Below are 12,913 nucleotides of genomic sequence, written 5' to 3'. Positions count from 1 at the left end.
CGCCTCACAAATCATTGCTCTGCGGCAGGATAACCAGATCCCGGATAGTGACATTTCTCGGCCGCGTCAGCATGAACAGCACGGCTTCGGCGACCTCGACCGGTTGTATCAGGCCGCCCTTGGCCAGTTCATCCTCAAGCTTGTCCTTCGGCCAGTCGCTGATCAGCGCTGTCACCACCGGCCCCGGCTGCACCGCGCCGACGCGCAGGCCGTGCGGGGCGACCTGCCGGCGCACCGTGTGGACGAAGGCCTGCACGGCATGCTTGGATGCCGTATAGATCGGCTCCCAGACCACCGGCACCAGTCCGGCGATCGAGGACGTGACGATGATGTCGCCGGTCTTTCGTTCGACCATATGCGGCAGCACGGCGTGGATGGAACGGAACACCGCGTTGATGTTGAGGTTCAGCATGCGGTCCCACACATCGGGGTCGCCTTCGAGCACCGGGCCTCCGACATAGGCGCCGGCATTGGCGTGGAAGATATCGAGCTGGCCGGCCTTGTCCAGGATTTGCGGCATCATCGTCGCGACGCTGGCCGGCTCCATCAGATCGATCACCAGCGGGATCGCGTTGGGACCGAGTTCGGTGCAGACGCTTTTCAGCGCGTCGGCGGCGCGGTCGACGAGCACAACGCGAACGCCGGCGGCAATCAGCGCTCTCGCGCATTCCAGGCCTATGCCCGACGCGGCGCCGGTGATCGCCGCGACCTTTCCACTCAAATCCTGAGCCATTCTATCCTCGTATCGATTGCGGTTGCGTTCAGGCGCGGCCGTGGGAAACCCGCGAGCGGCGTGCCAGGGAGTCGACGATGACCGCAATTGCCAGAACGGCGCCGGTGATCATGTAGCGAAGCGACGATGACAGATCGAGCAAGGTCAGCCCGCTGGCGATCGACTGGATGACGATGATCCCGAGCAGCGCGGAATAGGCGCTGCCACGGCCGCCAAACAGGCTGGTGCCGCCTATGACCGCCGCCGCAATGGCGTTGAGGTTGACGTCGCCGGTGCCGGCCTGCTGGCTGGCAGAGGCCAGCCGCGCCGCCGACAGCACGCCGCCAAGGGCGGCGAACATCGAGCACATGACGAAGGCGCTGAGGTAGATCGAGCGCACCTTGATGCCGGCGCGGCGCGCCGCTTCGCGGTTGCCGCCGACGGCGGTCATCGAGCGGCCCCATTGGGTGCGGGTCAGCGCATAGTTCATCGCCACCACCAGGCCGACGAACAGGCCGAACATCCACGGTATGCCGCGCGCCTGGTTGAGATAGCCGACGATCAGTTCGAGCAGGATGGTCAGGGCGGCGACGCGCACGATGAGGCCGCCGACAGACGGCGCCGACAAATTGACGGCCCGGCGGCGGCTGACGGTGCGCAGGCCGCTGATCAGCATGACGATGCCGGGCAATGCCGCCAGTGCATAGGACAGCCAGTCCGGCATGACCAGCAACTGGCCGAAATTCACCAGGTTCGAGCCATAGGGCAGATTGATCGAGCCGGTGGAGCCCAGAATATACAGCTGCAGGCCGAGCACGGCGAGCAGGCCGGCGAGCGTCGAGACGAAGCTTGGCATGCCGAGCCGGTTGAACAGCAAGGCATAGAGCGCGCCGATGAAACCGCCGACGGCAATTGCGGCGAGGATGGCGAGCGCCACCGGCCAGCCCTGGTTGACCCACAGCGTGCCTACCATGGCCGAGGCAAAGCCGCTGATCGAGCCGACCGACAGGTCGATCTCACCGACCATCAGCACACAGACGATGCCGAGCGCGATGACGCCGACGGTCGAGCAGTCGAACAGGAGATTGACCAGATTGCTCGACGAGACGAAGACCGGATTGAGGGCGGTGAACACGCTCCAGATGATGACCAGGCCGACGATGACCGGCAACGAGCCGAGGTCGCCGGAGCGGACGCGGTCGAAGAAGGCGCTGATGGCGCCACCAACGCCGGCCTGGTGCTTGACGCGCACGTCGCTGCGGTCGAGGGCCGTCGACGAGGAGGTGTCCTGCTTGGGCTCCGCGCTCATGGCCGCTGCTCCTGATTGTTCGCTTGTTCGGCGGCCTTGCGCCGTTCGGCGCGGCGCGACACTGCATTGTTGGCGGCGCCGGTGATGGCGCTGACCAGTTCCTGGTTCGAGGCGTCGGGTTCGAAGACGCCGTTGTTGCGGCCGAGCCTGAGCACGACTATGCGGTCGGCGACGGCGCGCACGTCCTCCATATTGTGACTAATCATCAGCACGCCGAGCCCACGCTCGCGCACCCGGTCGATGAGGTTCAGCACTTCCGCCGTCTGGGCGACGCCAAGAGCGGCGGTCGGCTCGTCGAGCAGGATGACCTTGGGGTCGAGCAGCAGCGAGCGGGCGATCGCCACGGTCTGGCGCTGGCCGCCGGACAGCGAGGCGACCGCCTCGCGGACGCTTGGAATACGCGCCGACAATTCGTTGAGCAGCGTCCAGGCGCGAATTTCCATCGCCACCTCGTCCAGCCGCAGCGGGTTGATCTCCTTGCCGAGAAAGATGTTGGCGACGACGTCGAGGTTTTCGCACAGTGCGAGATCCTGGAAGACGGTGGCGATGCCGAGCGTCAGCGCGGCGCTCGGGTCGGGCATCGTCACTTGCCTGCCGCGGAAATTGATGGTGCCCGAGCTCGGCTGGTGGACGCCGGCCAGAATCTTGACCAGCGTCGACTTGCCGGCGCCATTGTCGCCGACCAGCGCCACCACCTCGCCGGCATGGACATCGAGATCGATATCGGTGAGCGCCGAAACGGCGCCGAAATTCTTCGAGATGCCGCGCAGGCTGAGCACCAGCTCGCCTGCCGAAACCGGTCCGTCAGAGATGTCAGACATGGTGGCAAACCTTTCCGGATGGGCGGTCAAGAGTGACTGCGAACTTCCGGCCACCGCAAGGGCGGCCGGAAAGCAGGATCAGGATTCTAGGTCATCCTTTTATGCATGTCGTTATCCCAAAACCGCTGCGCACTTTTGGGCGACCTGCATTGTCACTTTGTAATGCCGAGCTTCTTGCAACCTTCGGCGTAGCGGTCGACGCAAAGCTCTTCGGCGGTGTTGATCTTCTTGTCGATGATCTCGGCCTTTAGGTTTTCCTGCGTCACCACCGCCGGCGTGAACAGCTGCGAAGGAGTGTCGTAGAGGGTCATTTCGGCCTTCGGCGTCTCGCCCGACAGAAGCTGGACGGCGACGTTGGCGGCAGCCGCCGCAACGATCTCGCTCGGCTTGGAGATGGTGTTGTACTGATCGCCGGCGATGATCAGCTGCAGTGCGGCGATCGTCGCGTCGTTGCCGGTCACCGGCGGCACCGGATCGACACCGGCGGCCTTGAAAGCGGCGATGGCGCCACCACCGGTGCCGTCATTGGCCGCAACGACGCCGACGATCTGCGTGGAGAAGCGGGTGATCTGGCCGCTTGCCCATTGCTGCGCCTTCGGCGGCGCCCATTCCGGCGTGTCGTATTCGGCAAGGATCTTGTAGCCGCTGTTGTCGAGGCTGGAATGGATGCCCTTCTTGATCAGCCCTGCGGCCGCGTCGGTCGGCGATCCGTTGATCTGCAGCAGGCCGCCGCTGGCCGGGTCGACCTTCAGCGCCTTGAGGTGTTCGACTAGCGAGTCGGCAATGGCCTTGCCGATGCCTTCATTGTTGAACGAGACGTAGAAGTCGGCAGGTGCAGTCGGGATCGGGCGATCATAGGCGATGACCTTGACGCCCTGGCTCTGCGCCAGCTTGACCAGCGAGGCGGCGGCGGTCGAGTCGACAGGGTCAAGCACGATCGCCTTGGCGCCCTGCGAGATTACCGAGTTGAACTGCTGCTGCTGGCGCGAGGCGTCGGCATCGGCGTTCTGGTAGATCACCTTGCAGCCGGGGCAGAGTTTTTTCATCTCGGCGACGAAGCCGGGATAGTCGTGCTGCTCGTAGCGCGTCGAGGCCTGGTCGGGCATCAAGAAGGCGACCGTGGCGTCGGTAACCGGGGCGGCAAAGGCAGCGGTGCCGCCAAGAAGAGACAGAGTGAGCGCAATGGCTCCCGTCGATTTCCAGGCAAATCTGGTCATTTTGATAGCTCCGTTTCAAGGAATGGTTTCATGAAGCCCTGGACACCACATGGCGCCGGGCCTTGACTGCAGTCGGCTGTTGCGAGGAACAACGGAGCACTTGATCCGTGCTGCGCATCCCCTTGATATCCCTGGATTTCGGGACAAGCGATCTCCAGCACGGGGCGCCTCCAACGCACCCCGCGTTCTTACCTCAGTAAACGTCTAGGCTCCTCCCGGTCCTCCCTGTTAGGCGGCAATCTCCGCGCTGATGTTTTCCGCCAGCAGGGCCCTGAAGCGCGAAGGCGACATGCCTTTCTGGGTCAGGAACTGGCGGTTGAAATTCGAGATGTTGTTGTAGCCGGCGGCATAGCAGATCTCGGTGATCGGCATGTCGGCCTCGCTCATCAGCAGTTGGCAGGCGAGGTTGATGCGCAACCGGTTGACATACTGCACCAGCGCCATGCCGGTATGGCGGCGGAAGCTGCGCGAAAACGCGCTCGGGCTGCGGCCGGCGATCGCCGCCAGATCGCTTTCGCTGAACGGCTCGGTCAGGTTGGCGTTGATATAGGCAAGCGCCTTGTTGACGCCGGCCGACATGAAGCCTGAGGGATCCGGCAGATAGCTGGCGCTGGTGAGCGTCCGCACATCGGCGGCGCGGCTCAGAATATCGATCAGTTCCATGAACAAAGCGATGCGGCGAACGCCTTGCGCTTCGACCAGTTCGGCCAGCACAGGTGCGGCGAGCTTGGCGGTAGCGGTGGAGAACAGCGCGCCGCGGCGGCTGAGCTCGAGAATGTTTTCACAACCGGCAAGTTCCGGCAACGCGGCGGTGGCGTCGGCAATGAACTCTTGCGAGAACTGCACGACGCGGCCGCGCAGCGGCACGCTGGCGCCTGCCGGCACGTCGCTGACCCAGTTGTGCGGCAGGTTCGGGCCGGTGAGCACGAGGTTGCCGGGCTCGAACTCGCCGATGAAGTCACCGACGAAATAATGGCCCGTGGTGGCGACGACGTGATGGATTTCGTATTCGGGGTGGAAGTGCCAGCGCACCGTGTGGAAGGGGTAGCCGTGGGCCCAGGCCTTGAACGACTCGCCGCGTCTGATCTGGACGACTTCCAAGTCCGGATTCATGTCAGTTCCTCCCGGCGCCGGTCCGGTCATGCGACCAGTTGCAGTGCCATCTCCCGCAGGCCGCGTTTGCCGCTCTCTGCAGTGATCGAAGCTTAGGCGGCAATTCATGCAGCCGCCACCACGGTGTGTCCACCTCACTGATACTTTTTTGACGTTTTTGTGGTCAAGGCGATACGTTTGCGAGTACGCGGGAGAGATCAGGCCCCGCTTGCGAGACGGTGACGACGCAAACGATGTCGCCGGCGGCGAGAGCTGGTCGCTCGATTTCGGCTCCGTCACAGTGACAATATGCAAAGGGAGCGGATCGGCATGACAAGGACGTTCACCTACTCCGGCAGCCCTGCGCATATTGTCTTCGGCAATGGCGCGTCGTCCGAGGTGGGCACCTGGATCGAAAAACTCGGCTGCAAGCGCGCGCTGGTGCTGTCGACGCCGCATCGGGCTGCCGACGGCGAGGCGCTTGCCAAGTCCCTCGGCGCGCTGGCGGCCGGCATCTTTTCGGGCGCCGCCATGCACACGCCGGTCGAGGTAACCCAAACGGCAATGGCCAAGGCAACCGAGGTCAAGGCTGACTGCGTTGTCGCGCTTGGCGGCGGCTCGACCACCGGTCTCGGCAAGGCGATCGCCTGGCGCACCGACCTGCCGCAGATCGTCATCCCGACCACCTATGCCGGCTCGGAGGTGACGCCGATCCTCGGTCAGACCGAGAACGGCGAAAAAACCACAATGCGTGACGCAAGGATCCTGCCGGAAGTGGTGATCTACGATCCAGAGCTGACCGTCGGCCTGCCGATAGCGATGAGCGTCGCGTCAGGACTCAACGCCATGGCGCACGCGGCCGAAGCGCTTTACGCGCAGGATCGCAATCCGATTTCCACCCTGATGGCGAAAGAAGGATTGCACGCCATGACGGCGGCGCTGCCGGTGTTGACCAAGGAGCCTGGAAACATCGATGCACGCGGCGATGCGCTTTACGGCGCCTGGCTGTGCGGTACGGTGCTCGGCGCCGTCGGCATGGCGCTGCATCACAAGATCTGTCATACGCTCGGCGGCTCTTTCGACATGCCGCATGCCGAGACGCATGCGGTGATGTTGCCGCACACGATCGGCTTCAACGCCGTCGCGGTGCCCGACTTGTTGAAGCCGGTCGCCGACTTGTTTGGCGGCAGCGCGGGCGGCGGTCTCCACGATTTCGCCAAGGCGGTCGGCGCGCCCCTTACATTGAAAGAACTCGGCCTCATGCAGGCCGATCTCGACCGCGCCGCTGAGATCGCGACCAGGAACCCATACTGGAATCCGCGGCCTTTCGACCGCGCCGCAATCCGCGCCCTGTTGCAGGACGCGTGGTAGGGAAGGCGTCCGCAAAACTGACGGCAACAAGCAAGGAACTTACCCGCCGCGAATTCATCAGGATACCGCCACGACGGTGTGCTCGCGGCGGCCTCGCGGTGCCGGCGATCGCCTGCCCTTTCGCATATAGCCGACACGCATGAGTGGCTCCGCCTGATCGGCGCAGGCCGCTCACGGTTTGTGCGCGTGAAAAACTGCGCGGCTCGAAAAGCCCATTGACATCAGCCGTATTTTCGACGCAAACGTTATATTGTTACTGTTATACAGTTACACAGCCCGCCTCTCCGGCGACATACATTTCAGACTGCAAGGAGACCACGGATGCGTCGCATTCCCTTTCTCGCCGCGCTGCTCGTCGCGGTGCCGCTTTTGACCGGCACGGCTGCCCGCGCCGAAGACAAGCTGACCATCGTGGCGGCCGAGAATTTCTATGGCGACCTTGCCCGCCAGATCGGCGGCAGCAACGTCACCGTCACCAGCATCCTGGCCAATCCCGATGACGATCCGCATCTGTTCGAGACCAGCCCGTCGACGGCGCGCACCATCGCCGACGCCAAGATCGTCATCTATAACGGCGCCGACTACGATCCGTGGATGGACAAGCTGCTGTCGGCCTCGACAGCCAAGGATCGCACGACCATCGTCGCCGCCGACCTGATCGGCAAGAAGTCGGGCGACAACCCGCATCTGTGGTACGACCCGGCGACGCTGCCGGCCATCGCCAAGGCGCTGAGCGCCGACCTTGCCAAGCGCGATCCGGCCAATGCCGTGTATTATGAGACGAACCTGAAGGCATTCCAGACCTCGCTCGAGGCCATTGACAAGGAAATCACCGACGTCAAGAACACCTATGCCGGCACCGAGGTGACGGCTACCGAGCCGGTCTTCGGCTACATGGCGGAAGCGCTCGGTCTCAAGATGCTGAACTACGATTTCCAGGTGGCCTTGATGAACGATGCGGAGCCGAGCGCCACGCAGGTGGCGGCGTTCGAAAACAGCCTGAAGGACGGCTCGGCCAAGATCCTGTTCTACAATTCGCAGGTGACCGACGAGGCAACGACAAGGCTGCTCGACATCGCCAAGCAGAACAAGGTCACGGTCATCGGCGTCACCGAGACGGAACCGGCGGGCCAGACGATCCAGACCTGGTTCGGCGGCCAGATCGACGCGGTCCAGAAGGCGCTCGCCGCCCGCACACAATGAATGTGACTGCGAATGAATGTGACTAAATGAACGCAATCGAATTCGACAAGGTCACGCTGACCTATGGGGGACGCCGGGTTTTATCCGACGTCTCCTTTTCTCTACCGCAAGGCGCCTTTGTCGGCCTGCTCGGCGCCAATGGCGCCGGCAAGACGACGATGCTGCGCGCCATTCTCGGCCTGATCAAACCGGCCGGCGGCGCCATTTCGGTGCTTGGCAAATCGCCGACGCGCGGCAACGCCGACATCGGCTATATGCCGCAGGCGCGGCGCGCGCTTGGCGATGTCGGCGTCAGCGGCCTCGACTTCGTGCTGAGTGCCGCCGGCGGGCATCGCTGGGGCTGGCCCGTCGCATCGGCTGCCGAGAAGGAGGCGGCGTGGAAGGCTCTTGAAGAGGTGGGCGCCGGCGACCTTGCGCGGCGGCCGCTGGGCGAGCTTTCCGGAGGCGAGCGCCAGCGCATCCTGATCGCGCAATCCTTGATCGGCAATCCGCAACTGCTGCTGCTCGACGAGCCGCTGATCAGCCTCGATGCAGGCCATCAGCGCGCGATCATCGACCTGGTGCATCAGATCGGCGAGCGGCTCGGCATTGCCGTGCTGTTCTGCTCGCACGAGATCAACCCGCTGCTGCGCGCCGTCGACCGCGTGCTCTATCTCGGCAACCGCAAGGCGGCGATCGGTTCCGTCGACGAGGTCATCAGCGGTCCGGTGCTGTCGAAACTCTATGGCACGCATATCAATGTGGTGCGGGTTGCCGGCCGCATCTTCGTCATGGCCGACGATGTCGAACTGGAGAGCGGGGCGCATGTCCACGATCTTTGACTATGAATTCATGCGCAACGCCTTCTATGCCTGCACCATCGTCGGCATCGTTTCGGGCGCGGTCGGCTATTTCCTCGTGCTCCGGGGCCAGACCTTCGCCGGTCATGCGCTCTCCCATGTCGGCTTTCCCGGCGCCACCGGCGCCGGCCTGATCGGGCTGTCGCCGTTTCTCGGCCTCACCGTGTTTACCGTCGCCGCCGGCATCGGCATCGGCCTGCTCGGCGAACGCGCGCATCGCGACGTCGCCATCGGCATCGTTTTGACGCTGTCGCTCGGCTTGGGCTTGCTGTTTCTGCATTTCTACACCGCCTTCGCCTCGCAGGCGACCAACGTGCTGTTCGGCAATGTGCTGGGCATCAGCCTGCGCACCGTTATCGTGCTTGCGGTGCTGGCGGTGGCGATCCTTGTCGCGCTTTTGCTGATCGCGCGGCCGCTGCTGTTCGCCAGCCTGCAGCCGGAACTCGCCGAAGCGCGCGGCGTGCCGCTCACTCTTGTCTCGACCCTGTTCATGGTGCTGGTCGCCGTCGCCACGTCCGAGGCGGTGCAGATCGTCGGCGTGCTGCTCGTCTTCGCGCTGATGGTGGCGCCTGCAGCCACCGCGCTCAGGCTTACTAGCGGCGTCGGAGCCGGCGTGCTGACGTCCATCGCGCTTGCCGTGATCATCGCCTGGATCAGCCTGACGCTCGCCTTCCTGACCGACTGGCCGACGAGCTTCTGGATCACGGCGCTGGGCGCGGCGGCCTATGTCGTCAGCGGCATGGTCCGGCGCCCGTCGGTCCGAGAGACTCAGAGCGCCGACGCCGGCCCCTGAGGCTTGCCCTCCGGCGGGTCGATCGGGCCGGCTGGAGTGCAAAACTGACGTGAGGGAAATACACCCAAAAAAAGTCAGGTCTACAATCCGGCTCCTGAAACGTTTCAGCCGCGAAAGACAAATTCATCCAATCGCCTAGATCGCGACCTCTGTCGCGCCAAAGGTCCGCTCCGGAGCGGCCGGAACACCCGGAAAACCGCCATTTCAAGCGCATTTTGTAGCGGCGAATGGCGTCCGCGCGGCCGGTTGGAAGCTGGCCGGGAGGTGCAAAGGCGACCCCCCGCGGCCATCGCGGGCGGCGTTGACAGACCGCGGTGCTGCATGCGTATAGCAAGCCATGGGTCACGCCATGGCCGTGGCGGTTGAGACGGGGCTGGGGGGTTTCGTAACAACAGCATTGACGGCCCGGCGCCGGACGGGCGGCATGCACTCTCGAAGTGCGCCGCTCGCTCTTGGCTGACGCGCCGGCGACCCGGCAGCAGTCCTGGCCTGCGTTATCTCGACCAGGCTCCGCAGAACGCCATCGTCTCAGCTTTTCGATCCGCATCGGTTCGAAGCGAACGAGGTGACGCCCTCTTAACCGATATTCGCTTCGCTACGTCCCCCTCCCCCTGCTGGGCGAGGGGGACGCTGGCGATGAACCGCGCCGGCCGACGTGTATCGGCACCGATCAGGCACTCCTGACGACGCGATCAAGCAAGCCTGACGACGAGCCGATCAGGCGACCCTGGCGACGTCGATCAAGCAAGCTTGACTACGTCGATCAAGCAAGCTTGACGACGAAGTGCTTGGTTACCGGCTCGAGGATCTGCCAGGTGCCCTTGAAATCGGCTTCGACCACGAACGCATCGCCCGGACCGACCTCGACAGGCGTGCCGCCATCGGGCGTGGTGATGATGCGGCCGGCGATCATGTGCACGAACTCATAGTCGGTGTAGGTGGCGTGATAAGTGCCGGGCGAGGCCCGCCAGGTGCCCGACAGCACCTTGCCGTCGGCGGTGGTGTGCTGCACGGCGGTCTGCATGGTCGGCCGGCCCGCGACAACGATCCAGCCCGGCAAGTCGCCGCCCTCGGCATGCTCGACAGCGCCGAATTTGAAAATGGTGGTGTTGGTCATGGGAGGCTCCGTTTGAATTGCATGGCTGCCGGTTGGATAGCCGATGCGTGTGACGGGGGCAACGCAAGGGCCGACCCCGGATGTCGGAGATTTGGCGAAGGAGGCGGGGACCTAATCTCCCCCATCGAGGGGGAGATGTCGCCGAAGGCGACAGAGGGGGTCGCCGCGCGTGGAGCGCCTGCCTTCACTTGCAGGATTGGGCCGAGTCCGGTCGAACCGACCCCCTCTGGCCTGCCGGCCATCTCCCCCTCAAGGGGGGAGATCAGCGGCGTCGCCTCCTCCAATGTTGCACTGCGTTAGATTTGTTGCATTGCGATATCGACCCATAGGGCGGAGTCTTGGTCCGACTGTGAACGGTTGCAGCGCCGTGTCCCGTTGGGCGCAAAGCTGCCGCACGTATGATCCCGGCGCGATCGTTACTCGCCGAGGCGGGGTCATGCACCAGCACGAGGTGGCAAATCGTGTCAGCATCGTTCCGGCCCGATATCGAAGGACTGCGTGCCTTGGCGGTGGCAGGCGTGATCGCCTTTCATTTCGGCTTCACCGGCCTGCCCGGCGGCTTTACCGGCGTCGACATCTTCTTCGTCATCTCGGGCTATCTGATCACAAAACACCTGCTTGCCGAAATCACCGAGACCAGGCGGCTCAACCTGTGGCGCTTCTACGCGAGGCGCGCGCGGCGGCTGTTGCCGGCGTCGCTGTTCGTCATTCTCGCCACGCTGGTGGCCGGCGCCTTCATCCTGTCGCCGGAGGAACAATCGCTCTATTCCAGGGGCGCCATGTTCGCCTCGGCCTACATGATCAATCTGTGGCTGATCCGCTGGTCGTTCGACTATTTCGCCGCAGATGCGGCCAGCAACCCGTTTGTCCATTTCTGGTCGCTGTCGGTGGAGGAGCAGTTCTATCTCGCCTGGCCGGCGCTGCTTGCACTGGCGGCATGGCTGCGCCCCGGCAAGCGCGGCGCGATCCTGGTGATCGGCATTGCCGGTCTCGTCTCGTTCGCCGTCTGCGCCTGGCTCACCACGGTCTCACAGCCCTGGGCCTTCTACTTCTCGCCGCTGCGCGTCTGGGAGTTCGCCGCCGGCGGGCTGGCCAGCATGGTGCCGCAACAAGTCTGGCAAAACCGCCCGCGGCTCGCCGCGCCGCTGGCGTGGCTCGGCCTGGCGCTGATCGCCGGCGCCTATCTCTCCTTCAGCGAGGAAGCCCCCTTCCCCGGCTTCCTCGCCCTGGTGCCGGTGGCCGGCACAGTGCTGTTGCTGCTCGCCGGTTCAGCGCATGCGCAGCAAGGGCAGAGCGCTGAGAAAAGCCCGAGCGCGGCACTGGCGCTGCCGCCCCTGCAATGGGTCGGCAAACTCTCCTACTCGCTCTATCTCTGGCACTGGCCGGTGATCGTCTATGCCACGATGGTGGTGCCCGAGCTGTCGCCGCTCGGACGCCTCGCCTGCCTGGCGCTCACTTTGGCGCTGTCGGTCTTCACCTATCATGTCATCGAGAACCCGATCCGTCGCAATGGCTGGCTGATGGCCAGTGCGGCGCGGGCGCTGGTGCCGGCCGTCCTCCTGACCGGCACCAGCGTCGCAGCCGCATATGCCAATGCCAGGCTGGCCGTCCACGATCTGGACCCTGAGCAGCGCAGCATTGCCGCCAGCGCCGCGCAGCCTTCCACGGCGCGCGCGGCCGGCTGTATTCTTTCCTTCGAGACGGTGACGCCGAAGGCCTGCGTGTTCGGCAACAAGGACGCCCCGCGCTCGATTGCGCTGTTCGGCGATTCGCATGCCGACCACTGGTCGACGCCGCTGATCGAGGCGGCGGCCAAGAACAACTATCGCCTCGTCACCTATCTCAAATCGTCCTGCCGTGCCTCGCGGGTGACGACCTGGAACTGGCGGCTGAAGCGCGACTACACCGAATGCGACCAGTGGCGGGAGCAATCGGTCAAGGACATTATCGCGTTGCACCCGCACATGGTGGTGATCTCGGAATTTTCGATCGGCAATGTGATGAAGGAATCGCCCGAGGAACTGAAGCACGCCGATGGGAACGAGGAGTGGAAGACCGGCCTGCGCTGGACGCTGGCGGCATTCAGCCGGGCCGGGATCAAGGTCGCGGTAATCCGGGACGTTCCCTACAATGGAAGCTATGCCGACAAATGCGTGGCGCGGGCGCTGTGGCGCGGGCAGGTGCCTGAAGTCTGCGACACGCCGAGGGACGCGGCGGCGAACGACGACATCGCCGCGGCCGAGCGCGACGTCGTGCGCAGCGTGCCCGGCGCCACCTATGTCGACCTGACCAGCCAGTTCTGCGACGCCCAAACCTGCCACGTGTTCATCAACGGCCAACTCGCCTTCCGCGACCGGCACCACCTGGCGACGCCATTTGCTGAATCACTGGAGCCGCTCTTGGAGAAGGCGGTGTTTTAGGGGGCGGCGAGGTAGGGGG

At 64.4% G+C, this 12,913-nt stretch carries 11 protein-coding genes; 5 read left to right on the top strand and 6 right to left on the bottom strand.

The features are described 5' to 3' along the window. Positions 1–4 precede the first annotated feature (4 nt). From NKJ80_RS05750 to NKJ80_RS05730, 5 genes are all read right to left on the bottom strand, one after another. The gene (locus NKJ80_RS05750) at positions 5–733 is read right to left on the bottom strand and encodes an SDR family oxidoreductase (RefSeq protein WP_023672501.1); all 729 of its coding nucleotides are present in this window, start codon (positions 731–733) and stop codon (positions 5–7) included. Positions 734–761: 28 nt separating this feature from the next. Further along, positions 762–2,021 (bottom strand): sugar ABC transporter permease, encoded by a 1,260-nt coding sequence (locus tag NKJ80_RS05745; protein ID WP_023672500.1) that lies wholly within the window; start codon positions 2,019–2,021, stop codon positions 762–764. Then, a complete protein-coding gene (locus NKJ80_RS05740; RefSeq protein WP_023715131.1) occupies positions 2,018–2,842 on the bottom strand; it encodes an ATP-binding cassette domain-containing protein in 825 nt (274 codons plus the stop codon). The genes NKJ80_RS05745 and NKJ80_RS05740 overlap by 4 nt, the downstream gene beginning before the upstream one ends. Before the next feature lie 152 nt (positions 2,843–2,994). After that, positions 2,995–4,059, bottom strand: coding sequence for an ABC transporter substrate-binding protein (locus NKJ80_RS05735; protein WP_023672498.1), 1,065 nt, complete (start codon positions 4,057–4,059; stop codon positions 2,995–2,997). A 228-nt stretch (positions 4,060–4,287) separates the two neighbouring features. Continuing rightward, on the bottom strand, positions 4,288–5,172 hold the full coding sequence (locus NKJ80_RS05730; RefSeq protein WP_023672497.1) for an AraC family transcriptional regulator: 885 nt from the start codon (positions 5,170–5,172) through the stop codon (positions 4,288–4,290). Between the two features lie 309 nt (positions 5,173–5,481). On the opposite strand from NKJ80_RS05730, the gene NKJ80_RS05725 reads away from it, so the two are divergent. From NKJ80_RS05725 to NKJ80_RS05710, 4 genes are all read left to right on the top strand, one after another. Then, positions 5,482–6,522: a maleylacetate reductase gene (locus NKJ80_RS05725; RefSeq protein WP_352497219.1), complete on the top strand. Its 1,041-nt coding sequence runs from the start codon at positions 5,482–5,484 to the stop codon at positions 6,520–6,522. Between the two features lie 321 nt (positions 6,523–6,843). After that, positions 6,844–7,725, top strand: a complete 882-nt coding sequence (locus NKJ80_RS05720; RefSeq protein WP_023712495.1) for a metal ABC transporter solute-binding protein, Zn/Mn family — start codon at positions 6,844–6,846, stop codon at positions 7,723–7,725. A 26-nt stretch (positions 7,726–7,751) separates the two neighbouring features. Next, positions 7,752–8,546, top strand: a complete 795-nt coding sequence (locus NKJ80_RS05715; protein ID WP_023685455.1) for a metal ABC transporter ATP-binding protein — start codon at positions 7,752–7,754, stop codon at positions 8,544–8,546. Beyond that, on the top strand, positions 8,530–9,357 hold the full coding sequence (locus tag NKJ80_RS05710) for a metal ABC transporter permease (RefSeq protein ID WP_023685454.1): 828 nt from the start codon (positions 8,530–8,532) through the stop codon (positions 9,355–9,357). The genes NKJ80_RS05715 and NKJ80_RS05710 overlap by 17 nt, the downstream gene beginning before the upstream one ends. 763 nt (positions 9,358–10,120) lie before the next feature. On the opposite strand, the gene NKJ80_RS05705 is transcribed toward NKJ80_RS05710, so the two are convergent. Next, the gene (locus tag NKJ80_RS05705; RefSeq protein WP_352497218.1) at positions 10,121–10,474 is read right to left on the bottom strand and encodes a cupin domain-containing protein; all 354 of its coding nucleotides are present in this window, start codon (positions 10,472–10,474) and stop codon (positions 10,121–10,123) included. A 461-nt stretch (positions 10,475–10,935) separates the two neighbouring features. Between NKJ80_RS05705 and NKJ80_RS05700 the strand changes: the two genes are divergently transcribed. Then, on the top strand, positions 10,936–12,894 hold the full coding sequence (locus tag NKJ80_RS05700) for an acyltransferase family protein (RefSeq protein WP_023695501.1): 1,959 nt from the start codon (positions 10,936–10,938) through the stop codon (positions 12,892–12,894). Positions 12,895–12,913 lie beyond the last annotated feature (19 nt).

It is taken from the genome of Mesorhizobium sp. M0030, from assembly GCF_040323695.1.
Classification (GTDB): domain Bacteria; phylum Pseudomonadota; class Alphaproteobacteria; order Rhizobiales; family Rhizobiaceae; genus Mesorhizobium.
This window is presented reverse-complemented; position numbering and strand designations above follow the sequence as displayed.

Bases quoted from the DNA above. Each gene is read 5' to 3' on its own strand.
- NKJ80_RS05720 (WP_023712495.1), top strand. From the start codon at position 6,844: ATGCGTCGCATTCCCTTTCTCGCCGCGCTGCTCGTCGCGGTGCCGCTT.
- NKJ80_RS05715 (WP_023685455.1), top strand. From the start codon at position 7,752: ATGAACGCAATCGAATTCGACAAGGTCACGCTGACCTATGGGGGACGC.
- NKJ80_RS05750 (WP_023672501.1), bottom strand. From the start codon at position 733: ATGGCTCAGGATTTGAGTGGAAAGGTCGCGGCGATCACCGGCGCCGCG.
- NKJ80_RS05705 (WP_352497218.1), bottom strand. From the start codon at position 10,474: ATGACCAACACCACCATTTTCAAATTCGGCGCTGTCGAGCATGCCGAG.
- NKJ80_RS05735 (WP_023672498.1), bottom strand. From the start codon at position 4,059: ATGACCAGATTTGCCTGGAAATCGACGGGAGCCATTGCGCTCACTCTG.
- NKJ80_RS05745 (WP_023672500.1), bottom strand. From the start codon at position 2,021: ATGAGCGCGGAGCCCAAGCAGGACACCTCCTCGTCGACGGCCCTCGAC.
- NKJ80_RS05730 (WP_023672497.1), bottom strand. From the start codon at position 5,172: ATGAATCCGGACTTGGAAGTCGTCCAGATCAGACGCGGCGAGTCGTTC.
- NKJ80_RS05710 (WP_023685454.1), top strand. From the start codon at position 8,530: ATGTCCACGATCTTTGACTATGAATTCATGCGCAACGCCTTCTATGCC.
- NKJ80_RS05725 (WP_352497219.1), top strand. From the start codon at position 5,482: ATGACAAGGACGTTCACCTACTCCGGCAGCCCTGCGCATATTGTCTTC.
- NKJ80_RS05740 (WP_023715131.1), bottom strand. From the start codon at position 2,842: ATGTCTGACATCTCTGACGGACCGGTTTCGGCAGGCGAGCTGGTGCTC.